The 25,656-nt window shown below is 47.9% G+C and carries 10 protein-coding genes and 1 pseudogene; 9 read left to right on the forward strand and 2 right to left on the reverse strand.

The window, feature by feature from the left end; translation table 11 throughout:
- Positions 1-105: 105 nt before the first annotated feature.
- The gene (locus CIK87_RS14400) at positions 106-246 is read right to left on the reverse strand and encodes a hypothetical protein (RefSeq protein ID WP_158214805.1); all 141 of its coding nucleotides are present in this window, start codon (positions 244-246) and stop codon (positions 106-108) included.
- A 761-nt stretch (positions 247-1,007) separates the two neighbouring features.
- Positions 1,008-1,139 (reverse strand): annotated as a pseudogene (locus CIK87_RS14550) (IS982 family transposase); the annotation flags it as partial.
- A 227-nt stretch (positions 1,140-1,366) separates the two neighbouring features.
- Here CIK87_RS14550 and CIK87_RS10190 point away from each other — a divergent pair.
- The 9 genes from CIK87_RS10190 (at position 1,367) to CIK87_RS10235 (ending at position 25,649) form a co-directional block, all read left to right on the forward strand.
- Positions 1,367-1,915, forward strand: a complete 549-nt coding sequence (locus CIK87_RS10190) for a DUF3575 domain-containing protein (protein ID WP_256388302.1) — start codon at positions 1,367-1,369, stop codon at positions 1,913-1,915.
- A 20-nt stretch (positions 1,916-1,935) separates the two neighbouring features.
- Positions 1,936-3,270, forward strand: a complete 1,335-nt coding sequence (locus CIK87_RS10195; protein WP_144008180.1) for a hypothetical protein — start codon at positions 1,936-1,938, stop codon at positions 3,268-3,270.
- Between the two features lie 34 nt (positions 3,271-3,304).
- Entirely contained in the window at positions 3,305-5,233 is a 1,929-nt protein-coding gene (locus CIK87_RS10200) for a hypothetical protein (RefSeq protein WP_144008181.1), read from the forward strand.
- 198 nt (positions 5,234-5,431) lie between these two features.
- On the forward strand, positions 5,432-6,457 hold the full coding sequence (locus CIK87_RS10205) for a FimB/Mfa2 family fimbrial subunit (protein WP_094423065.1): 1,026 nt from the start codon (positions 5,432-5,434) through the stop codon (positions 6,455-6,457).
- A 260-nt stretch (positions 6,458-6,717) separates the two neighbouring features.
- Entirely contained in the window at positions 6,718-8,100 is a 1,383-nt protein-coding gene (locus tag CIK87_RS10210) for a hypothetical protein (RefSeq protein WP_094387079.1), read from the forward strand.
- A 17-nt stretch (positions 8,101-8,117) separates the two neighbouring features.
- Positions 8,118-20,987: a discoidin domain-containing protein gene (locus CIK87_RS10215; protein ID WP_094387080.1), complete on the forward strand. Its 12,870-nt coding sequence runs from the start codon at positions 8,118-8,120 to the stop codon at positions 20,985-20,987.
- Between the two features lie 828 nt (positions 20,988-21,815).
- Positions 21,816-22,730 carry an IS982 family transposase gene (locus CIK87_RS10225; RefSeq protein WP_094387102.1) on the forward strand — a complete coding sequence of 305 codons (915 nt, stop codon included), beginning with the start codon at positions 21,816-21,818 and terminating at the stop codon, positions 22,728-22,730.
- Between the two features lie 148 nt (positions 22,731-22,878).
- A complete protein-coding gene (locus CIK87_RS10230) occupies positions 22,879-24,168 on the forward strand; it encodes a HEAT repeat domain-containing protein (RefSeq protein ID WP_144008182.1) in 1,290 nt (429 codons plus the stop codon).
- Positions 24,165-25,649, forward strand: a complete 1,485-nt coding sequence (locus tag CIK87_RS10235; protein WP_094387083.1) for a glycosyltransferase — start codon at positions 24,165-24,167, stop codon at positions 25,647-25,649. The genes CIK87_RS10230 and CIK87_RS10235 overlap by 4 nt, the downstream gene beginning before the upstream one ends.
- Positions 25,650-25,656: the final 7 nt, after the last annotated feature.

The raw sequence follows: 25,656 nt of genomic DNA on the forward strand, positions 1-25,656 counted from the left end.
TGCATTTAGTGTTTTTTCAATCGTCCTGCAATGGAGAGGTAACGACAGAAGGGATGGAAAAAAGGAGCAGAGATGGCTCTGGGGGCATTTGCAACAATTAACACATCAAGCGCGGTGATTGTTAACAATCATAAACACGCGCGCGGCGGGCGCAGAGATGACTTTGATGCCAAGCGTGATGGTCGGCAAGACGGGCGCAGCTACTTGACGATTGGCAGAGCGCACATTCTGCGTAACGTGCTTCATATTGTATTACAAATACTTATACTTTCACCAACAACAACCACGCCCGAGATGCGGGCGGGAGTCAAAGGCTGGCAGCCAGAGCCATCTCGGCCATGCTGCAGAGGGGAAAAGAGATGCGGAGGGATGACGGCGAAATTAAATATGTTTAACTATATTCTATTAATAGTAATTACTCTATCGCTCGCGTACGCGACGCCTTGCGCCGACACCAGCGCCATTGCGCCCGCAGCCCTCTTGAGGATAATTGCAAGGCGCGAAACAGTCGTTTCGGGGCACGAAATAAGGAAATCATGCTTTGCAATCATTATTTCATGCCCTGAAATCAACATATAGTTGGTAGCGGGCAAGATTGGCGCGGTGGCGGACAGGAGGGTCAGAATGGCGAGCAAGACAGCCGGAGCGGCGGAGAAGCTGAATGGGGGCAGCGGCAAGATGGAGGATATGGCGGTCAAGACGGATGAAGCGGCGAAGAAGTTGAAGACTATCGGCAAAGAGGACGGAGGATGTGGCGAAGAAGACGGAGGATGTCTGCGACAAATTTGCGCCAATGTCGCAGGTCGTCGGGACAAGGGTTGCGCAACTTTTTGCGCAAGCGGGCGATGTGCAAATGGTCTCAAAATAAACTGCTTGGAATGGCAGAAAACGCGACGATGGCCGCCGTTTTTGCCTAAAAATGCTGCAAAAATGAAAAAAAAAGGACAGAAAGGATAGATTTTACAAATAATCGCATAACTTTGCACATAATTAACGTGAGTTCGACGAAAATGCTTCAAGCAGCGATACCCTGATGAATGAAAGAGAATCATTATCACCATGATTTCCGCCTTTGACATGCGGCTTTCACGCTGGTATTTGCGCTTTCTTTCTGCCTAAAGCGCCAATTTTTTTTTCAATGCATCAAAAACTTTGCAGAAATCATCAGCAATACAAAAAAGTTCAGTAACTTTGCACCGTCAATTTAGGAAAACCGTTGCGTAGCAACTTAATCGACAAATAAACCTGTCGCATCATACCGTAAACCATTACTGGGAGGTCGATGATAAATGAACAGAATAAGGTATTATTAAAAACAGATGCAATGAGCAAATGCAAGACAATAGGGATAAAGGTAATATTGTTGATGTTGTTATTGTTGATGGGTAACACTTCAACCATAAAAGCACAAGGCTTGGCTTTGAAAAGCAACATCCTTTATGACGCCACCACAACTCCCAATGCAGCTATAGAGGTAAGGCTATCCAACAAATGGACAGCCGGGATAAATGTTGCCCTTAACCCATGGTCTTTTTCCGACAACAAGAAACTCAAGCATCTGCTTGTTGCCCCACAACTTCGCTACTGGTTGTGCGAATCATTCTCAGGACATTACTTCGGAGCAAACATAGCTTATGTTCATTATAACGTAAGCGACATCAAGTTTCCCTTTGGACTTTATAGTGGTGTTGACGGTGAGCGCCGACAGGGCGACCTTGCCGCCATAGGTGCATCCTACGGTTATTCGTGGATACTCTCTCCCCATTGGAGTCTTGAGGCTGAGGCGGGTCTCGACCTCGGCTATACCTGGTCTGACAGGTACGACTACCCTAAGTGCGGCACCTACCGTGGTTCCGACAACAAGTTTCTTGTTCTGCCCAAGTTGGCGTTGAACATAGTGTATATAATAAAATAAGGTAAGGAAAGGATATATTTATGAAAAGATTTTTTCTGATTATCACTCTCACGGTTATGGCATGTATAGATGCCATATCGCAGACGTCACCGCAGATGTCACTGCGTGTTGACGGTGTGGAGCGCGAGGGCAATGGCTACCGTGTCCGCTATTCCTTCACCCTGCCTCAGCCGGCATCCGACTATTCCTATCAGGTGACTCCGCTCTTCACCTGTGGCACCGACACCATCTTTGAGGAGTCAGTCACTGTGCGCGGCAAGCTCAATGCCAAGAAGCTGCGCCGCCGCGTGGTGCTTGGCGACCGCAATGCCACTGTACCCTCGTATGTGCCTTCGGGTATCGACTCAGTCATCACTCGCACCGCCTATCTGCCCACCGACCGCTATCCCTGGGTAGTAGGCTCCACACTTCAGCTCTGCACGTCAGTAGAGGGGGAGGGTTGCTGCGAGGTAAGTCCTGCCGTAGTCCTTTGCTGCGACAGTTTCCTCTGCGAGCGTCCCTTCCATCCCGTGTTCTCCCCGGTTGAGGACAACACCGGCAAGGCGGGCGAGCTACAGCGCAACAATCCCGTGCTTCAGCATATATCCCAGTATCGTCCTTACGACAGCAGCCGCATACTGCGCAAGGAGGAGGGAGCCTTGTATGTCTTCTTCCCCTTGGACAAGTGGACACTGCTGCACGATTTCCGCGACAATGCCGCCACTCTCGACACCATCGTGAGCATCACTCGCCAGATTATGGCTGACTCCACGTCGAGCGTAAAGCTCATACAGATTATCGGTCTTGCCTCGCCCGAGGGAAGCGTGAAGCGCAACAACCTCTTGGGTCAGAACCGTGCTGCCGCCCTGCGCGACTATATCAAGCAGAGGGTAAAGACAGGCAATGCCATGTTTGAGCTATGCAACGGCGGTGAGGCATGGACAGAGCTGCGCGACCAGATTGCCGACAGCAATATAGAGGGACGCGACCAGCTACTCAATATCATCGACACCGAGAAGAACCCCGACGAGCGTGAGCGCAAGATGAAGCGGCTGAACAGGGGAAAGACATATAAATACTTGAAGGACAACGTGCTGAGCGACCAGCGTAATTCAGGATACATCCGCGTATATTACGACTATGTGCCCGATTCAGCCGCTGCGGTAATCAACCGTGCCTCAGAGCTATTGCGTGAGGAGCGATACACGGAGGCACTGACGATGCTTCGCACCGTAGAGTCAGACGAGCGCGCCCAGAACGCCCTCGGCGTAGCCCTCTACATGACGGGCGACAAGCAAGAAGCTCTCTGCCGCTTCCGCCGTGCGGCAGCCTCAGGCAATGAGGATGCCCGCCGCAATGCCGAACAACTTGAATAATCAATTATATACAATATTTAATTATACAAAAATTATGAAGAAAATTAATCATTACGTTCTCAACGGTGCGATAGCGCTGTTGTCAACCGCAGGTTTCGTAGCCTGCTCGTCCTCCGACGACGTAACAGATGCTCCCGTCAACCCCACGTATGACGGCAAGAGCGTGAAGACCCAGTTTGCGATTAATATCGCAAATGAATCCTCTAAGACAAGGATGACTGCTGAAAATACTCAGAATAGTTCGAATTTCTTAGGAATGAACAATATCTACTTGATACCGTTTGTGGAAATTCCTACAGAGAGTAAATATGTAGATGGAGCACAAACAGGATCAACCCCTAAAACTTCAAAGGAATATACTTTCCCGTCTGATGTACTGAAGTTAGCTGCTATAAGTAATTCCGAAATAGATAATTCTACAGATAACAAAAATTATAAGATTTATAATGATGTTAGTATTCCTGTCGGAACAAAGAACTTCTTGTTCTATGGCACTGGACCAATGACAGATAAAGTTAAAAACGGAGCATTAACAGTTGCTGACATATCTTCTACTTCTGGTAATACCACCAATAAGATAAAGTTCTCTTTGGTGGATATTGCAACTACTGATGGAGCCAATAATACTTTGACAACAGTAAGTGGTGATTTTGCAGCATATCTTACAACAATTGCAAATGCTACAGGATGGGCAGAATTAACATCAAACGATGATGCAACTTTATATCAGGCACGCACTAACTTGATTACCAATCCTTCAAATGGTGGAGTTCGTGGTGTATCTGCTATTGCATTGAAGCAGATTGTTCAAGATATTGTGACATTGGCTTATCCGAAGCAAACTCCTAATGGAGGCACGGAAACTACTGTTAGTAAGGTTGCTGATGCTATATGTACAGCAGTAAAGGCAAAGTATTTCGACATTTCAGAAACAGCAGGATCAAAGGGTAAAGTAGATTGGAAATCAACAGGCGTGGAAAAAACTATTAAAACCTTCCCAAGAGATCTGAATATTCCTGATGGTGCTATGTTGATGACATGGAATAATACAGAAAACAAATTCGAAGCTACAGCTAATCCAAGTATGGGTACTACTACAGGAAGCTCACCATTTATCAATTTCTATAATCTTACTTATCCTGCTTGTATAGCATATCGTGCAAATACACCATTGGCAGCTAAGAATGAAGAGGTGTCAACATGGCCTACTCAATATAGTAGTTGGGAAAGTTATGATTGGACAACACAAGGTTGGGGTCAAGAAGTTCTTGTTACCACACGTTCTATAGCACTTCAGAATAATATTCAGTATGGAGTCGCTCAGTTGGAAGCAACCGTCATAGCTGCATCGAATTTGTTAAATGATAATTCTGGTAATAATATGGTTTCTGTAACAGCTAATGCATTCCCTGTGAAAGGAATTTTGATTGGTGGTCAGAAATCTGATGTTAACTGGGAATATTTGCCTAATACGTCTGCTTCAGATAAAGTTGTTTATGACTCGGATATAAATAATATCAATCTTACAACTACAGAAAGTTCTCCATTCTATACACTATTGTTTGATAGTTATACAACTGGTCTAAAAGCAAAGCAAAATACTATTAGAATAGCGTTGGAGTTAGAGAATAATTCTGGTGCAGATTTCAAAGGTATAGATGGAGTTGTAGCTGCTGGTCAGAGATTCTATCTCTTGGCGGAATTAGATCCAAAGGCATCATCAGGAGTAACTGCTATTTCTTGGCCAAACACTAATCCAAATCGTTTCCCACAGTTTGGAATAGACCGTACATTTGTTCAGGATTTCAAGACTAAGGTGAAATTTACTGTAAGAACATTGAAGAATGCTTACGTCACAATTCCAGATTTGCGTTCAATCAAACTTAAGCTTGGTCTTTCTGTTGACCTGCAGTGGCAGAGCGGTTTGACATTTGATGTTCCTCTTGGTGGAACTATTAACTAAAGATTTCAAGTATCGGAAGTTAGGAAACCACAGACCTCTCCGCCCCTTTAGGGGACACCTCTCCTAACTTAGGAGAGAAGTTAAGTTACCCAAGACACTTCCGACACTTTAGTAAATTCTGATGGCGTCACGACATCTATTGTCGTGATGCCATTATATCGGTATTAACAACAACAATATCATATATATAATAAGGTAATGAGAAGCAAGTATTGTCTGCTGATGCTGCCCGCTGCGGCGGTGATGCTCTCGTCGTGCTCTATCATCGACGAGGACAACTCCGACTGCGGATTGGACAACAAAATCGTATATCGCCTGAAACTCAGAACAAACATCCAAACCGAACTCGAAACACAGCTCGGCACGGAGGAGGAACGCCCCGTGGCACAAGCACTCAGCTCCTCACTCAGCGGTATATTCACTGACTGGGCACACGACATCTCTCTCTCATTCTATGACACCGACGACAAACTGTATAAAACGGAAAAGCATACGATGGATGCGTCGCAAGCTGAATACGTGGTGTATCTGCCAGAACGTGACTACCGTAATCTCGTTGTGGCAAATATAGCCGACGCTGAAAATATCCGCCCCCTCGATGACACCCATCCCGGTGACATGAAGTTGCAGTATGACAACCTCACCGACACCCTCAACAGCCACACCACCGGTCTCTTCACCGCAAGACAAGTGATAGAGGTGTGCGGCTGCACCGAGACATATTACGTTGACCTGTATATGGCTAACAGCTGCGCCGCTCTTGTGGTGGATACCACGGGTGTGGATATACGCGGCATGAAGGTGTTCACCCAGGACTTCGCCACCTCCTTCGCAGTGGCTGACAGCACCTACGCCTTCACAGCCAATCCCGTGGTGCGCTCAACTGAGATACCTCTCCCCGGTCAGCACCGCACCTGCCATTATGCCGTGAGCTTCCCATCAAGGAACAACACCGTAGCCACCGCTTCCGCCGTCAGTCAAGCCCCGGCAAGGGCAGACTCCCAGGCAGAGTCCCTCTTCCGCATAAAGGCATACATCACCCTCCCCGACGGCTCTGTCACTGAGAACATCATTTCTGTGGAGCAACCCCTCCTCGCCGGTTATCTCAAGATAATAAAGATGAAGATGAAGCACGACGGCTCGCTCACTCCCGAGAGTCACGACGTGGGAGTAAGCGTGACGCTGGACTGGAAGCAAGGGGGGACTTATGAGCCGGAGATATAGTTATTAACTCAACTTTCGCAAGAAAGGATAATAGTTGGTAGTTAAGGAGTTAAGGAGTTAAGGAGTTAAGCCAAATGTTGTTGCGCTTATATCCAATGCTCAATACTAATGGCTTAACTCCCAGCGACCAACGGGAGCGATAACTCCTTAACTCCTTAACTTCCAAAAAGTTGAGCATATGCGAAACTTAAGTTATTAAATAACTCCTCCAAAATAAAATAACAATGAAAATTGATTTGAAAAATATATTATTGACTATAATGATGATACTGGCTGCTGCCTTCGTCACCTCTTGTTCGGATGACGACAGTCTTGCCTCCCGCGGTCTGGAGACCGTGGAGATGCCTATCTCCATCTCTATCCCCGCCGAAGGATTCGTCAATCCCACTGATGTGGGCATAGGCAATGAGGAGCCTGCTTCGACGTTAGCCGTCACCCGCGCCCTTGGAGACCCCGGTGAAGCGGAGACCTTTGCTCTCCCCAAATATCTCTATATATACCTCGTCTCAACCTCTTCCTCTAATTCCACCCAAGTCATATTCAAGAAGCAAGAGGTGAAGTCCGAGGACTGGAAGCTCTCCACTTCCGGAGATAACACCAATGGTCATTTCTCGGCTAAGGATGGCCTCTATGTCTATCAAGGTCATCTCTCCATCAATCTCCCGCTCAACCGCAAGGAAGGCAGGGTGTATGTGGTGGCAAGCAATCTGGACTTGGATGACAGTGGCTCAGCAAACCCGAAATACAAACTCGTGACAGATGTCTCGTCTTGGAGTTCTTCTAAAGAAGTAGAGGATGGAGTTACGTTCACCAACCAGTCTGAATTGCGTAACAATATGCAGAACCTCTACTCCTCGCCATATAACCTCGAAAACGATGGTAATTATTACGGCACCATAAAAGACTATGCCTCTAATGTGCCGCATATCGACATGGTGCTGTATCATGTGGCAACAAAGGTTGACCTGCAATGGACTATCGACGAGAAGTTTCAAGGAACCAAGGCATGGAAGCAGGAGAAAAAGGAATCAAATGGTTCTAAGGATACAATGCGCAGCACGACGGATAACACATCCGAAGACTACAACAAGGTGTTCTTCTCCTTCATCGAGGCGCGACTACTGCCTAAGGAAGAACTGCCAATATTCAAGCCGATGAATGTGATAAAATACAAAAGCACATTCGACGCGGCTTTTCTCGGAGAAGAGAAGTATACGGGAAAAGATCAGCCATATACAGATTCTAAAGGAAACGCCAAAACAAGAAAGGAATACTACCAAGTGCTCCCGGAAGCAGAAAAGTCGGGCATGTACTACGGTCGCAAGGTCATCTATGTGATGCCGGAACTTGTTACCCCAAGTCCTGGAGATTATTATTACGACATTACGTTGAAGATACTGGTGAACAATTACACCACCTCAGAGAAAAAAAAGGATGGATCATATTCTTCCCTTCTCACTGAAGAAGACCATGCCACCACGGGTCATCATGCCCGGATAAAGATAAAGAAGTCAGACCTCAACGGTGCTCCTAAAGGCAGCGACGGCTATCCGATTTTCACCCCATGGATAAGGGCGACAATCCATGTCAACACTGTGAAAGACGTGGAAAACATAGTGAAGTTTACCGATCCAAATAAGTAAATAACATAGATAATAACATGCTGAGTAAAAGAAGATTATATACTACGATAATAGCCTTGCTGACCCTCTGCACCACAGCTTTTGCGCAGACGGGTAGCTTCAGCGGACCTGTGAGATATGTGAAGACGAATGGATCTTATGCCAACGACGGCACTTCGTGGGCGCAGGCTAAGAACAACCTGCAGGATGCCATAGAGTCGCTTCACGACTATATGACCCGAAACGGCATCACGGAGGGACGGGTGTATGTGGCGAAAGGAACATACAGCCCCACCACTTCTACCCCCGGTGGCGACGGTGTGCTATACACTTCTTTTCTTATCTATGAGGGCATAACGGTGTATGGAGGATTTGATGCCGCAAATCCCGAAGACACTCCCGAAGAACGTATCGTCCTTGATGCTAAAGGTTCGGAAATGCCAATCTCTGAAGCCAAAGGATTGAAGTGGCTAATGAAGAACACCACCACGCTCAGTGGTAATCACAGTAGCTCTACGGAAGACCCGATGAAGTGGGACTCGAAAAAGAACGAATACGACGAGTCGTTTACGGGCAACTCATACCATGTGGTATGGTTTGCCACCAACACCTCAACCCATTCCTCCGGTCTCGACACCAAAAACCGCGGCGTGGCTCTTGCCGATACCGCCGGTCTCGACGGCTTTACCATACGCGACGGCAATGCCTCCAACCGCACCGTGCCCGAGCAAACTGACGGCTCTCATGCTTATCACAACAGTTATGGCGGCGGAGTGTATATGGTGGGCAATACCGTGCTACGCAACTGTATCATCCGCCAGAACTCATCGTCGCTGCGTGGAGGCGGTGTGTATATGGACGGCGGCGGACTGATGGAGCAATGCTATGTCACCCAGAACCAGTCGGGCGGAGTGGGTGTTACCGACGGATATGGTGGCGGTGTAGCTTGCGATGATGGCGGCATCGTGCGCCATTGTCTCATCGAGAACAATGCCGCGAGATGTGGTGGCGGACTCTCCATAGCCTTCTCCTCGCAGCCTAAGGACGACAAGGCGCGATATGCTTCATACGCAACGGGATGCGTGGTGAACAACAACACATCATCGGCCGAGGCGGGTGGAGTGTTTATGAAGAATGGCGGTCTGCTCAACCACCTCACCATCACATGCAACAAATGTGTGGGAGCGGGAGTGGTGTATAATAGCCGTCGCTACGGACGCAGCGGCGGACTGTATGTGGATGGCGGCGGTATGGTTACCAATTCCGTGATATGGGGCAATGAGGTAGCTGCCAACAACAATGTGCAGTATGCCACATACCGTGAGAATGCCTCCACCCCGAAGGTGAAGCTCGACTTCGTGGCTCTCTCCAAATACAACTACGTCGATTGGAGCGGAACGGTGAAGCGCACCAACGGAGTGTATTCCTTGAATGAGGAAAACAGCAATGAGTCTATTCCGGGATATTATCCTGACTTCACCAATGTCCCCGATGCAACGGGAGTGCTGGGTAGTTCCACTGTCTCAAGACGATGGAATCCCCGCGCCTCGTCATACCTGCGCAATAAGGGGATGCAGCTCAACGACTATCCAACGAGCGCCAACTATCCCAATGGCTCTGACTACGAGACGGAAGGCAAGGACATCATTGATGCACATATCACTGAGGACATCTTAGGCAGTCAGTTTGCCCCCCGTTGCGTGCTTGGCGCCTTTGTGGCTAATAGCTTTAATGGTGAATATGAGTTAGTGGCAAGTATGGAAGACAATACCACTCCGATAAAAACAATATTTATCGACCCCACCACTGATGCTGAGGTGTCATTAGTTTCAGATGAGACATTGGGCAATTCGTGGGAGAATGCTTTCAGTAATATCAACGATGCCTTGGATTATGTTGTCAAGAAGCTCAATCCCACAGCTACCAATCCTGTGCAGCTACTTGTCAAGGAGGGCACAACCACCACGGCTGGAAACAATTATATTCCCTATATCCGCTCGTCGTATATCGACCTGCCGAGCCATGTGCGGCTATATGGCGGTTTTGCCTCATCGCTCACCGGCACCAACATATCCAAGCGCAATCCCAAGGCTTACCCAACCCGCATAACCGCCAACATCACAGGTGGCGACTATGCCGAAAATGGTTGTCATATCATCACCGTGCGCCATGGAGCGACCGACGTTATTGTGGATGGCTTCCAGCTCTACTTTGCCAATGCCCAGACGAGCAGTGTGCTGCCCACCCTCGCTTTGGAGGGAGGAGCGGGCATCGCCATTATCAACAGTTATGCCGACAAACTGATGGAGAACATCAAGATACGCAACTGCGTGGTAGCCAACTGCACCGCCTCGCAAGGCTCCGCCCTTTTCCTGCGCAACACTCCAGGAGCCGTGATGCAGGTGGATGTGGAGAACTGTATCTTCCACAACAATGCCGTGACAAAGCAGCAGGCTGCCACCGTTGAGGCTACGGGCAGCAACACCACGCTCACCCTCAATCACTGCCTCATCCGTGGCAACGTGGGATATGGCGTTATGGCTACAGACCATGCCAATATCAAGGTAAAGAACACCGCCCTGCATGCCAATATCGGCTATGGCTCATACACCTCAGGCAACAATCCCAAGATAACGGATTTGAAGGCTGATGCCTCTACTCCCGATTCCAAGGTTGTCACTTTCTATACGACATCAAACGGAAGAATAACATTGGCAGAAGGAGCAACCAATGCCAACAATATGATGGACCTGGGAGTAACTTCTTTTAGCGATGTCGCCACCTCCAAGTTCTCCTATCACTCCTCATTTACCGACACCTATCCCAAGTTCATCAACCCCACGAGCAACATTGGGGTAAACAAGGATGGTGATGTGACGATGTACGGTGGCGACCCCAACTGGATGCCGATGAACATGAATCCGATGGTGAATGCTGCCAACGAGACAGGTTCCTCAGCCACTGACCCCGGCTTTGGCAAGGACATAACAACAAATATCTACCGCAACTATGGCGGTGCAGCCGACATTGGTGCAGTGGAGAACCACAATGAAGTGGCAGAAGGCGACACTTCCAATGAGGATGTTGAGGGAGGCTACCAGCCACCATACGGCAAGGTTATTTATGTGCGCGACTACCGTAATCCCGACGGAACAATAGACAACACAAGGGATGGTGACGGTTCATCATGGCAGAATGCCATCAATGGAAACCTCGAGTCAGACAAATATAAGAACAACCACGGCTTTGGCGGCGTGGATGCGGAACTGTATGAAGACGGCTATCAACTTACAGGACTCCAATGGGCTGTGGATGAGGCTTTTGCCCGCTCGTTGGATAGGAATGATGATAATACTATTAAATATACGACAAAATCAGGTGTAACTCATTTCAATCCAGGAAGTCAAAGCACAGTCAATCCTGACCGTACAACTATAGAAGTCTCAACTGTTGACAAGAGCAAGCGAGTTCAAGTCTGGATAGGTGAGGGTGAATACATCCGTCGCGAAGGCTTCTTCATGCGTGATGCAGTGGATGTATATGGTGGTTTCCCTGGCAAGGGAGGCGACCCTCAATCCCCTGGTATGAAAGAGCGTATGCCCAAGACATCTATCCTTGAGACATTGAGAGATGACGAGGTGACTGAGACAGGTGTTATTGGTACAGGAGCATGGGGGCCTCAGGTAGATGACTATAAGCATAATGTATTGGCTGCTTATTCCTCAGGAGATGTCACTAATTTGTGGAAAGTAGTTGACTTTTCTTCCGATGATAAACAGGGTAATGCACCTGCATGTATTGATGGAAATAATGATACATTCTGGCATTCGCGCTGGCAGGACGATAATGCAGGTCATGGAATTAAAAATGGTGGTCTGCCTCAGTGGATAATTATAGATATGGGACAGACATATGAAATAACATCTCTGAAAATCACAAACCGCAATTATTATCCCAACAACTATACAATAGGATATGCACCATCTTATTCCGATGATGGTATAGCTCAACAAGTAGATGAGAAAGCCTTCACGCTGATATGGGAAAATAAAGATATTACAGCAGATAAATCACAGACCCTTGTTTTTGATAGGACTATTAGTTGTCAATACTTATATATTAAGGTCAACTCAAATAACAACAGTCAAAAGCATGTTGACATATTAGAGATTGAGGCCTATAACGGCAGCACAAAGATTGACCATTTATTAGGTTCGAGAGTCCAAAACAATGTATATGATCTTAATAGTTATGCAAAGGCATATAAGTCACAGCGTGTGCTTACCCAGCCATATCCTTACTTTAAGGGAAGTGTACAAATAAATGGAAAGGAACCAGGAAATAACCTGGAGTTTGATAACGACCCAATTAATCCATTCTGTGTCATTACCAGTTGGGATGGTTTTGTTATCCGCAACGGAAGAGCCAAGATTACACATCAGCGTGACGGTGGAGCTGGAGTGGCTTTGCGTATCAATGGACGTTTGGCTAACTGTGTGATAACAAATAATATTCTGTCGTCAAAATCAAATACTCGTGGAGGTGGCATATTCCAAAATGGTGGAATAATTGAAAACTGTGAGATTGATGGTAATATATTAAATAGTGAAGGCGGTTCTGACAATAATGTCTTTGGTGGAGGACTTTATCAAAGAACTGGTACTGTATTCAACACTTCTGTCATTCATAATAAGATTACAGGTAACGGAACAACGCAAGGTACTGGCGTGTTCTTTGAGAATGGACGATTCTATAATAATACAATTACGGCTAATGAAGGACCATATACACTGTATTCTGGAAAATGGTTCTCAAATGGCCGTATTGATGTGTATAACTCAATAATTTATAATAATACAACAAATAATACCAAAGAATTCGACTGTACCACAGAAAAAGGCAATATCACTCTGAAAAACTGTTTGTTTAAGAATAAAAATACACACAGGACTTTTGACAATTCCTATACTAATGTTGATGCTTCTTCATTCGTTTATATGGATGACAAGGGTATGTCAGTCTCAGACCTCTTCAACGATGCCGACAATGGTGACTATAGTTTGAAGGAAGGGGCTATTGCCATTAATATGGGAACTGACCAGTTGGGTAAGAATATGGAGGGTACTGCCGATATTGTGCTTCCTTCATACGATGCGCAATATGCCGACCGTATCCAAGACTGCACCGTGGATATCGGTGCATACGAGTTTAATGGTGCGTATAGCATTACGCCGGATGTAACTACAAGCACGGACAAGGCGGTGTACTATGTCACGCAGAACGGACGCGGCACAGGCTCGGCTGCCAATCCCGCTAATGCGGCTTGCTGGACTAAGTTGCAGAAGGTGCTGGATGCTGCGGGAAGATATGTGTATGAGCATAAGGACGATGTAGTCAAGAAACAAGTGATTGTGAAGTTGGCGGGCGATGCGCCGGAGGAAACAACTGTAGGCGGGAACAAAACTTATCAGTATTCTGGCTTTGTATATCGCCCTCGCCGCTCATACAAGAAGACGAATTCGGGACAGGAGGTGAACACACGCGACTATACTATCATCGTGCCTCATGGAGTGGAGGTATGGGGAGGATATAGCGACGACTACGAAAGTGCTGACAAAAACGGATTCTATACCAAGGTCTCTGAGGGCAACTATACCGACAACCGTGATGTACTGAAAAACCGCACAACTCTCAGCGGTGTATATCAGGCTGATGACCAGGATGTAAACGTGTATAATGTGGTGACGTTCACCAATAATACATTTGACGAAGAGGGAACACTCAATCCAAATGATACTCTTGAAAACATATCAGCCCGCGCCGTGCTCGACGGACTATTCATTGAAGGCGGCAATGCCGACGGCGAGAAGCAATCTACAGGAAAGAGAACTGACACTCGTGTGGGTGGCGCTGCCATCGTCACGGGCTATGCCCATATACGCAACTGCGTGGTGCAGAACAACAAGGCTACGGATTTCGGAGGTGGACTGTATCTCGAAGAGGGCGCATTGGTGAGCGGAAGTATCGTGCAATATAACGAGGTAACCAAGGGTGACGGAGGAGGACTATACGTGGAAGAACCGGCATCGGCATCCTCTGAGAATGTCAACGCCGCAACCAACCCTGCCCGCATCTTCACATCCGACATCATCTATAACACGGCAAGCGGAGCGGGAGGAGGTATCTCGTTCACCACCAACGGCACGCCGAATGTCAGGGCAAACAGTGTGCTGTTCTGGCAGAACACGGGTAGCGAGCAGTCGAACGTCAACGGCATGACAACACCGACGGATGCGGGGAACACCAACCTTACCATCAAAGACTATCCCATATCCTTCTGCGCCACTGAGACAACACGTGAGCCGGGTATCAACAACATCGCAGTGCATACCGATGTGGTCAAGGGTGTGCGCTTCGCCACAGAAACGTACAACCATGACTATATCGACAGCAAGGGAACGGCTGTCAAGAGAATGCATAATAGTTATGAGTTCTATAAGATAAAGAAATACAGTCTGCTGGCACGTGGAGGCATGGAGTACAAGGACTATAAAGCCCTTGTCGCGAGTGATGCCCTTACCGCCGAAGACCTCGCAAAGAAAACACGCACATTTGAGGGCAACGACTTCATTGACATCGGAGCGAGAGCCATCGACGAACTGGTGCTGCCTGTGGCTACTGCCGACAATCTCATGACCCGCATCTTTGTGGTGAAAAACGAGGACGACGTGGCTACTACATCAGTGGAGGTGATGCAGAACCAGACCCAAGACCCATACTATCAGCAGGAAGGCTCGTCGTTCGCCTATCCCATGCGCTATCTCGACGATGCGCTGCAATATGTGAGGGAGGCACGCAAGATGAAAGATGAGAATGGCGTATATACAAACAGAAAGAAGAAGTTTGAGATTATCCTCAGCGGCGGAACATATTACCCCATGCGTAATATCAAGGGAGAATATGTGAACAGCCGTGGACGTACATATCTCGTGCCTGAAGGCGTGACCATCGTTGGAGGTGTCAAGACAAAACAAAGCGACAATAACAAGGATTCCACCTATTATGGCAACACTGCTGAGCCATCTGATAATACTACTTTTACTTATGGCAATTCAACTGTCGTTATCTCCCATCCCAAGATTAAGAACATCATAGAGAACCGCGAACTCTCCGACATCAACCACAACAACATTGCTGAACCGTGGGAGATGGCAGTGCAGACCATTCTGTCAGGACAGGTGGTGAACGGTAATTCCAACGAAAACGTATATCACGTCATAACTTGTATCGCCGACGAGAAGCACGTGGGAGGACTGCCTGATGCTACGATTAAATATCACGACATCACAAGTGAGAAATATGACGCAAATGCCGGCAACGGCACTGTTCCATACGAGCGTGGTGTGCCTGTCATCATTGATGGTGTGGAGATCGAGGACGGCATGGCTATGGGATATGACGCAAAAGCCGTGAACAGTAAATCAACATACTATAAGGGGGGTGCCATCTGTGTCGAAGGCAACTGGACTACAGGTGATGTCTTAAGAACATATACGGATGGCAGCGGCAATGCTATCGAGAGGCCTGTAGGATATAGAAGCATCCCTCTTGAGGTGCGCAACTGCAACTTCCGCAACAACGGAGGATGCCTTGGAGGTGCCATCTTCACCGACAGCGAGCTGAAGGTCTTCGCCTGCAACTTTGTGCAGAACTATGCCAAGGTGGAGACTGACCAAATAGGTAATAATAGTGTGACATACGCCGGACGTGGCGGCGCCATCAATGCCAGCTACAACACCGTGATAGTAAACTCGCTGTTTGCAAACAACGAGGCTGACACAAACTATCAGACAGGTGTGGGAGGTGCTGTGCTGCTCGGAGAGTATGCCTCGCTCCACATGATTAACTGCGACGTGGTGCGCAATCTTGCCTATGCCTATCCCGCTATCTATTGCTATAAGCCAAATAAAGGAGGCAAGTACTCTGATGGCGAACAAACATTGAAAACCAACAATCCACATAAGATTGTCAACACCATATTCTGGGGCAATGAAGTGACGGGTGACAGCGGATTGAACAGGGTAGCCAACCTTAGTCAGGATAATAATAAGAAGAATGCCGAGATGCTGTGGTTCTGCGCCTACGAGGAGGGTAAGGGTAACGCCCCTGTAAACTCCGGAAACAATATTGATTACCGACTCCAGACATATAAAGGCTTCGGAACTTTCATACCTTCGCTGTGGATTGGCAAATATAACTATCTCTATACAGACAACACAACTATCAAAGAGTCAACAGTAGATAATCCCGACAAGGATCCCAATACAGGTCTTAACCCCGTTACCTGCAACATCATCATCGCCTCTGACAACGACGCCATCAACGGACCGAACTTCATCAACCCGTCGTCAAAGGCAGGAAAGGCAGGATATCATACCTCTGCCGACTGGATGATAGGTCGTATCAACAACCTCGTGGATAATGGATGGACATATCTACAGCAGGACCTGAGCGGTAAAAAACCGACGTTTGTCTATGAAGAAGAAAAGGCAAAGGGTGCCGGTATCTATCGCCATACGGCGTATAACGACAAAAATGTCAACACGGGTGAGACGGCTGTGCCAATCGGTAATGACGAGTATATGACATACGCCGATGCTACGGGCAAGTCGATGCTGCGTATTTCCACCGACCCCAACCCTACTCACCACCAGACTTACATTGATCTCGGCGTGTATGAATACCAGCACGTGAAGCTCGACCCGTCGGTGGAGAAAGGACATGTAGATGTGCTGTGGGTGACGCAACAGGAGAGAACCAGTGCCTCGGTGGCTGACGGTAAGACATGGGAGACGGCGACGAGCGACGTGCAGCGAGCTATAGAGACGCTGCTTGCATCACGCAACGGACACGACAAGGAGATTCGTATGCTTGAAGGACAATACCAACCGGTATATACCATCAATGGTAATCTCGGTTTCACTATCACAACAGACATCTCTACGAGTAGTATAGTGCCGCCCGTTGGCTCGACACCCGAGGGTGTGAACTCCCTTACTATACGTGGTGGCTACAGTAAGGATGTGCAGGGACTGGAGAACATCCACGACTATCCCGTTTATCTTTTCGCTTCGGAACGCTCGGGCGTGAATGAGGATCTCCTCGGACATATCTTCGTGATAGGTGATGTAAGGCAGAGGGAATCTTCGGGAAATGTTACTAACGATGTGAAAGACTATGTCGTTCCTGTATATTTCGACGGATTGACCTTCTGTAATATTAAGTCTAAAGATAAAGACGGAGGTGCCGCTGTGTTCTATAAGGATCAGGTCGATAAAAATGGTTCTCCTGTAGGTAAATCATACGTTACGGAGAATGGAGAGATAGTCAGCAATAATGGTGTTAAATATACTCAATATCCAATCAGCGACACACCATCTGAATATCCTCTCTATAAGCTGACGATGAACCGCTGCGACTTCCGCATCAATGGAGCAACCTCAGAAGTGCCGGCAGTAACTATAGGCGAGGGTGGAGGTGACGCTCTCATCTATAATTCCGTATTCCATAGCAATGCGGGAAGTCCGCTCGTCGCCACAGATACCAAGGTGGTTAACTGCACTTTTGCCCTCAATGGTGGTGAGATAGAATTTTCAGGCAATTCGGAGATGCACAACTCTGTGCTTTGGCGCAATAACGGGTATGAGACTACTCGTGAATGGACAGGTCTAACCGCTACTGGAAGCATGTCGTATAATGCCATATCGTCGCTCAGCTCAGACGATAATGTCAATAATTATAATGTGACGTTGTCATCCGACAACAACAACGTGCTGCAAGGCCCGAACTTCTTCGACCCGGCATTAACTGCTGCTGACAGTTGGGCTAAGGCTTCGCGCGACTTCCGTGTCAATCCGAGTGCAAAGATTATCGGTAAGGCATCGCCTAAGAAATATGTGGAACTCGTGAGGGACCTCACGGGAAGGTATCCTTACACTTCTGACGTGGATATTTCGAATGCCGACGATGACAACGACCCATATTATGTGGACTTGGTTAAGAAGGACTTCGACCTTGCCAATAACAGCCGCTATTACGGCTCTGCCGGTATGGAGAGAGGTGCTTATGAATGTATCGCCACTCTTAGCCGTGTGCTCTATGTCAATCCATCGCTTGACTTGTCAGGCCCTGACTACAACGGATTCTCTTGGGAAAAGGCATATACCAAGGGCAATCTCCAGAAAGCCATAGATGCTGCAGCCGTTTATTCTAACGTCCATGAAGGCGAAAAGTCGTATGTCTTCGTAAAGGAGGGTACGGACACATCTACCGGTAAGCCCATCACCATGCGCAACAACGTAACGCTTTATGGAAGTCTGCCGTCAGCCATCAATACGGGAGTTGAGGAGACGACAGATAAGAATGGAAACAAGTATTACGATAACGACAAGATAGAAGAATATATCAAGGCTATGGATGCCGACCGCGACGGTATGGCTTCTTCTTACGCCAAGCATACCATCGTGAATGGTGTAAAATCGGTGGAGCCTTTAACCTACTGTCTTTTCGACGGACTTCTGATTGGTAATGCCGATAACGGTGCTGCAAACAAATCCGCTTCGCCCGTGGTGGATATACAGCAAGGCAATGTGGCCCTGCGCAACTCCATCATTGCCAACAATGAGATTACTGCCACCGGTCAACACCTCGTCAATCTCCAGTCGGGACTGCTCTACAACACGCTTATACGTGACAACAAGATGCCATCAGCCTCCTCAGCCCTTGTCGATCTCAGCTCCGGAGGCTATATGCTCAACTGCACTGTCGTAGGAGGTGACTTGACTCAAGGCTCCACCGCCTCACATGCCATTAATAATATAATGTATAAGGAGACGGACTCTACTATGCCGTTTGCCCCCTACTTCCGTCCTTCCACTACGGCTTATCATGGAGAAATACCAGAGGCGGATGTCAGCAATCGCAACTTGTGGTATCAGCTACACGAACGTACAGACAATATTGAAGGCGGTGATAACGGAACATCGGGTGACGGCAAGAGCCATATCTCATCTTCTCTTCAGCAATTTGTTGACTATACCTCAGACCGTGACCTTCTCGGCAATCCCCGTTTCATTGGTTCCAATGTGGATAAAGGATGCTTTGAGACATGGTCAACGGGAACTATCAACTCGCCATTGGACATACATGCCAATACTCTTGCCACAAGCTACAACGGGCAGACTTATCCACATGAAGGCTCAGTGGTGTATCTCCAAAAAGGTGGCAATCTGATTTGTGATGTAAAGAGCGACAATTCACCATACTTTACCAACGCCAATCCCCTGCGCCCAGGCTACGTTCTGGCATCGGAGGGCGGCTCGCTCTATGGACAGGGCAATACTATCGACCTCCGATATGTGGCAGCCGAGAGAACCATCGGACAGCAAACCATCGCACAATACTCCCTCGTCTCACTGCCATTTGACATGAACTATGGGACGAACGATGAGGGCGTAATGCCTTTCGTCACAACTACCACATACGATAAAAATAATAACAATGTTACGGAAGAAGCCGTTGCCCCATTCTATCGATATGAGTATGACGGTGAGGCACGAAGCAACTATAAGTACAGCTTTGCAGAGAGCGACTCTCCATGTTGGAAACTGCTCACCACAGACACCCGCACAGCCAACGAGGGTATGCTCATCGACCGTGGCTCTACAGCTACAAAGCAAACTCTTCGTTTCACCGCATACGGAGCGAAAGCCGCTGACGATCCTGACGCTCACTATCTTTATCGCGAGTCTGCCGACAAGGATTATGTCACCCTCACTCAATATGACGACCGCACATCAACCAATGGCGGTGCTGACTTCACCTTCACCTCTGTATATAATATGGGATGGAACCTCAAGGGCATGCCTTATCTTATAAGCAATTATCCCGTATATAAGAAGATGGACGACGGGACGTATGCCATGAATGTGCCGCACGTGGTATATACGATGAACCCCAATGGAAGCTATGTGACGAAGCAATCGTGGTATGCTGATAATACACTCTCGCCCGGAGAAGCCTTCTTCACACAGACGGCAACCATCAACAAAGAGGAGCATCTCCACTTTGCCCAGCTCTTATATACCTCTTCTGCTTCTACTAACACGGGCAACACTCGTAACGTCCTCAATATCTCCTTGTCTTCCGCAGATGCAACAGGTGAGGATGCCTATCGGAGCGTGGGCGTTTCACATGCGGCTGGCGTTGTCAGTCTGCAGCCAGTGGATAACACCTCTGATGATAACACCTCTATGGTATATACCATCAATCGCGACGGAGCGAAGTTTATGTCGATGAATCCCGCTATCCCCGACATTGCCGTATGTGGCGCTGGCGGCGAGATGATGTCGTTGGTAGGTGCTGCTCCTATTGAAAAGGAAATATCCTTGGCTACGAGGGTTGGCTCAACCGGTCGTTACATCTTCTCGCTCGATAGGAGTGCAGGCGTTTCACCCGCCACCACCGAGGTATGGCTAAAAGACTATCAAACGGGCATTGTAACGAATCTTATGGAAGATGATTATACTGCTGAGATTACTGTGGGCGAGAATCCTGCATCCCCGGTGCTTACCACAGGTAGATTCTCATTGACCATCGGCGGTGTGCGTCCTGACATCGGTGAACGTGATGAAAACAGTGCCAGATGGACCATATCCATCAACCGTTGTCACGTAACAGTCTCTGGTCTCTCCACAGATTCCGATGTCCTCTTCTACACCACCGATGGCATACTCCGCCATCGTGCCACTCCATTCCTTGGCAAATGCGAGGCAGAGCTTTCTCCTGGCGTATATGTAGTCAGGGCAGAGGGAAATAGCAAGGTTATAGGGCTTGTAAGGAGAGATTAATAGGGAATTTTGCAATAAAAGACGAAAATCTTGACCTATACGCCTAAAATATGTACCAAATCCAAACTGCATTATTAGCACCCATTTTGACCTATACGCCTCATTTTCACCCCTCAAAATAACTATTTTGACCCCACAAAATGGCTATTTTCACCCTCAAAATGGTCACTATGAGACGTAAAGTCAAATCATATTCATTTGTCACCCAAGCAGAGGATGGTATCATCTTTTCAAAACCTCGTTGCTGCTTTGAAGGAGAAATCGATTCGGACTCTCCTTATATGAATAAAGGTAGGTTCTATAAATTAGTTTTCAATGTAAGGCAGTGTTTCTGTTTTACTTGGATGTCTTCACGCCTCTCGCACCGTATCTTTTTGTCTTTCATTCAGTCACGTAGCCCGCTACGCTCCCTCGTGAAAAACAAAAACCTACGGCACGATAGTCGCAAATACATCGCAAGCTAATTTATAGAACCTACCTAATGCTGTCAGTGAACGCCCTTTCGATAGAGGTGGTGCGATTAGGTACATAACTGCAAAATGAAGAACTCTGATGGTAAGGCATTGAAACAATAATGCTCTGATACATCTACCATAGCGGAGGGCAGCATGAAACAGCCCAGTGCATCCAGGTCTTTGACTGCTAAATGGATTCTGCCGATGTCGTAAGGATGTACAAGAGGGGGTGTGTCAGAAGTAACTGACACACCCCCTCTTTCATAACTTAACGTGAGTTCGATGAATTATAATTCATTGAAAATATGGTAATTAGCGAAATTTTTAGTAACTTTGTAGTGGATAAAAAACAATGAAACTAAAGAATTTCGCTATGATTACCGAAGACAAAGTTACAGAAATTTTCTGTATTGCTGATGATTTTTGCAAAGTTTATGATGCGCAGATGGCAAAATATACGTTTAAGGCAGAAGGAAAGCGCAAATACCACCGTGAAAGCCGCATGTCAAAGGCGGAAATCATGATTATAATGATTCTCTTTCATTCATCAGGGTATCGCTGCCTGAAGCATTTCTATCTCGAAAAGGTATGCAAACACATGCGCCATCTGTTTCCTGAGGTGGTATCATACAATCGTTTCGTTGAACTGGAACGGGAGATTGCCATCCCATTGATAGTGTTCATCAAGAAGGTCTTGCTTGGCAAGTGTACAGGTATCAGTTTTGTCGACAGCACACCTCTGCGAGTATGCAAGAATCAGAGAATCCATATTCACAAGACCTTCAAGGGTATCGCACAAAGAGGCAAATGCTCCATGGGTTGGTTCTTTGGATTCAAACTTCACTTGATATGCAACGAGAAAGGTGAATTGCTCAACTTTATGATAACCCCTGGGGATGTTGACGACCGAAAACCTCTTGAATATAAAGTTTTTGTCGAATTCATTTATGGAAAGCTCGTTGGTGATAAAGGATATATTGGAAAGCGTCTGTTTGAAAGACTTTTTGTGGATGGCATTCAGCTTATCACGAAACTCAAGAGCAACATGAAGGGAGCTTTGATGTCCGTTTCCGACAAGTTGCTGCTCAGGAAGAGGGCGATCATTGAGACTGTGAATGATGAACTGAAGAACATTGCCCAAGTTGAGCATTCACGACATAGAAGCTTTGACAATTTTGTAGTCAATCTTCTGGGAGGTATAGCTGCATACTGTTACTTCCCAAAGAAACCAACCATACGAGTACAGACCGTGGACATTTCAAATGACAGGCAACTTACTTTATTCTAAAGTATATTCGTCGAACTCACGTTAATTAATATAGGCGCAACATATAATCAATATAGACGCGCTTATAAACGGAATAAACAGAATTGCGAATTCTTGGCATTGTATCAACAGACTGCCTCAACCAACAAGGAAACTGAGAACAACTGAAATGAGAGCAATAAAGCGAATAGTGCTTACACTGTCTATGACCTTATTGTGCTGCCCGCAAGTCTTTACAGACAGCATCATGGACCGTATGCGCACCCGCGACTTCTCCCCCATCGACTATATGGGATATGTGCTCACCATGTGGTACAATGGTTTCTTCAACTATCCCTTCGTGGTGCGTGTCAGCATCTTCATGATTCTCATCTGCTGTATATCGATGGTCGTCTTTACCATTTCTATCAGTGTCAACAAGCATTTCGAGGGCCGACGCAACCGCATCTACAACCGCTACTACAAGCGTTTCTACGACATCTTCTGCGAGATAACACTCAATAAGGACAAACTCACCCGCAACGAGATCGACGAGCGCATAGGCCTCACCACCCGCGACATAGCCCGCCGCAAGAAGCCCAAGTACATGTTTGCGCTGTGCATGCTGCTGGTGCAGGTCAAGTCAGACTACTACAACGAGTACAACTACCGCAACGTGCGCACCCTCTGCAACGCCATCGCCATCGAAGAGTTCATGGAGCGTATGCTCGTGTTCGGCTCGCGCACCAACAGGCGTCGCGCGCTGCAAATCTCCCAGTTCATGATGATTGACCTGCCCGAGTCGGTGCTGGTGCGCCTGCTCAACTCCGTCAACCAGGTCATCCGTAAGGAGACACGTATGTACTATCTGTGGCTGAGCGACTACAATCCCTTCAGATTCTTCATGGAGAGCGAGCTGCACAACTATGATTGGCGCGAATGGGACGCTCTGGAGATACACTTCCTGATGAGAGCACGCCATATAGCCAACAAGGAGATGCCCTCGCTGCCCCCTATCATCGCCGAGTGTGAGAACGAGAAGCTGCAAGCCTGTCTGATCAGAGAGGTGGGCTACTGGGGCACAGCCGAGGATGTGGACAACATGAAGAAATACCTGGCCCACAAGAGTCAGGTGGTACGCCAGGCTACCATAGAGTGTATCATCAAGGGCCATCTGGTATCAGCAGAGCCGCTGCTCATGGCTGCCTACGCCCATCAGAACGAGCATCTGCGCCAGTTTATCCTCCGCGCCCTGGTGACATTCAATACGGGCCGCGCCATCCCCTTCTTCCTGAAAGCATGGAGCGAGTCCAAGGTCCAGTCGACCAAGCTCAACATCATCATGTCGCTCAGCCTGTATGGCGAGAAGGGCATGGAAGAGTTTGAACGCCTGGAGAGAGAGTGTACCGACAAGGACGACAGTATCCTCTTCAAGCAGGTTAGAGTGTTTGACAGTTATATCAAGAATTTGGCACGATGAAAGAGATTATATTATACACCTACGGATATCTCGTCTTCTTCTACTCGATGGCGCTGATGTTCAGCTACGTGATGCTGGTGGCCCTGTCGCTCAGAGAGACGCGCCGCTCGCGCCACTCCCTGAGCGATATCTACGTGAAGAAGATATTCGACAACTCGCCCTATACCCCCGGTGTGTCTATCGTGGCTCCCGCCTACAACGAGGAAAACACCATCGTGGACAACGTGAAGTCGCTGCTCTCGCAAGACTGGCCCAAGTTTGAGGTCATCATCGTCAACGACGGTAGCAAGGACCGCACGCTGGAGAAGATGATTGAGGAGTTTGATCTCGTCGAAGTGCCCTATCTCTACAAGCAACGCATCATCGCCAAACCGTTCAAGCGTATGTTTATCTCCAACCGCAAGGAGTATGAGAAACTGCGCGTGGTGGACAAGGAGAACGGTGGTACCAAGGCAGACCCCGTGAACGCCGGTCTGAACGTAGCCAACTATCCCTACTTCATCAATACCGACGTAGACTGTATCCTCTCCAAGAACGCTATCCGTATGTGCGTGCGCCCTATGGTGGAAGAAAGGAACGTGATAGCCGTATCGGGCGTGATGAACATCTCCAATGCCTGCAAGGTGGTCAACGGCGAGCTCATCAAGTACCGCATACCCTGGTCGCCCATCCCTCTGTTCCAGACACTGGAGTATCTGCGCTCGTTCATGATAGGCAAGATGGGCTGGAGCCACATCAACGCCATGCCTAACGTATCGGGAGGTTACGGTATGTTTGACACCGAGATAGCCATCAACGCCGGTGGCTACTCTGCCGACTCGCTGGCAGAGGACATGGACATGCTTACCCGCATGATAGGCTACTGCTGCGACTTCGACAAGCCTTACCGCGTGATACAGATACCCCAGACCTGCTGCTGGACGGAAGGTCCGTCAAACCTGCGCATGCTGTACCGCCAGCGTGTGAGATGGGGACACGGCCTGATACAGACATTTGCCAAGTATTACCGCATGATGTTCAAGAAGAAATACCGTCAGCTGGGTCTCATCACGATGCCCTACCTCTTCATCTTCGAATTCATCGCCCCCGTCATCGAGCTGATAGGTTTCTGCACGTTCCTCTACCTCGCCTTCACGGGCGGCGTCAACTGGGGCACAGCCTGGATTATCTTCCTGATGATGTATATCTTCTGCTTCCAGCTCTCGCTTGTCGTCATCTATTACGACTATCTGCAGACCCGCATGCGCGGCTGGAGCTATCTGCGACTCGTGCTCGCTGCCCTGCTCGAGCCCTTCTTCTACCACCCCTTCATCATGCTCTTCTCGCTGCGCGGCTACCTCAAGTTTATCATGGGTAAGCGTATCGTATGGGGCGAGATGCAGCGCAAGGGCTTCAACAATCCCAACAGCGGCAACGCTCAGGGCCAGGCCGACAACTCCCCCGGCCCCGACATCAATATAGCCACCCAAACCACCGAATAAAGAACCA

This window comes from Prevotella sp. P5-64, from assembly GCF_002251285.1.
Classification (GTDB): Bacteria; Bacteroidota; Bacteroidia; order Bacteroidales; family Bacteroidaceae; genus Prevotella.

Coding starts and splice junctions, on each gene's coding strand:
- CIK87_RS10230 (WP_144008182.1), top strand. CDS start 22,879: ATGAGAGCAATAAAGCGAATAGTGCTTACACTGTCTATGACCTTATTG.
- CIK87_RS10210 (WP_094387079.1), top strand. CDS start 6,718: ATGATGATACTGGCTGCTGCCTTCGTCACCTCTTGTTCGGATGACGAC.
- CIK87_RS10235 (WP_094387083.1), top strand. CDS start 24,165: ATGAAAGAGATTATATTATACACCTACGGATATCTCGTCTTCTTCTAC.
- CIK87_RS10215 (WP_094387080.1), top strand. CDS start 8,118: ATGCTGAGTAAAAGAAGATTATATACTACGATAATAGCCTTGCTGACC.
- CIK87_RS10195 (WP_144008180.1), top strand. CDS start 1,936: ATGAAAAGATTTTTTCTGATTATCACTCTCACGGTTATGGCATGTATA.
- CIK87_RS14400 (WP_158214805.1), bottom strand. CDS start 246: ATGAAGCACGTTACGCAGAATGTGCGCTCTGCCAATCGTCAAGTAGCT.
- CIK87_RS10200 (WP_144008181.1), top strand. CDS start 3,305: ATGAAGAAAATTAATCATTACGTTCTCAACGGTGCGATAGCGCTGTTG.
- CIK87_RS10225 (WP_094387102.1), top strand. CDS start 21,816: ATGATTACCGAAGACAAAGTTACAGAAATTTTCTGTATTGCTGATGAT.
- CIK87_RS10205 (WP_094423065.1), top strand. CDS start 5,432: ATGAGAAGCAAGTATTGTCTGCTGATGCTGCCCGCTGCGGCGGTGATG.
- CIK87_RS10190 (WP_256388302.1), top strand. CDS start 1,367: ATGTTGTTATTGTTGATGGGTAACACTTCAACCATAAAAGCACAAGGC.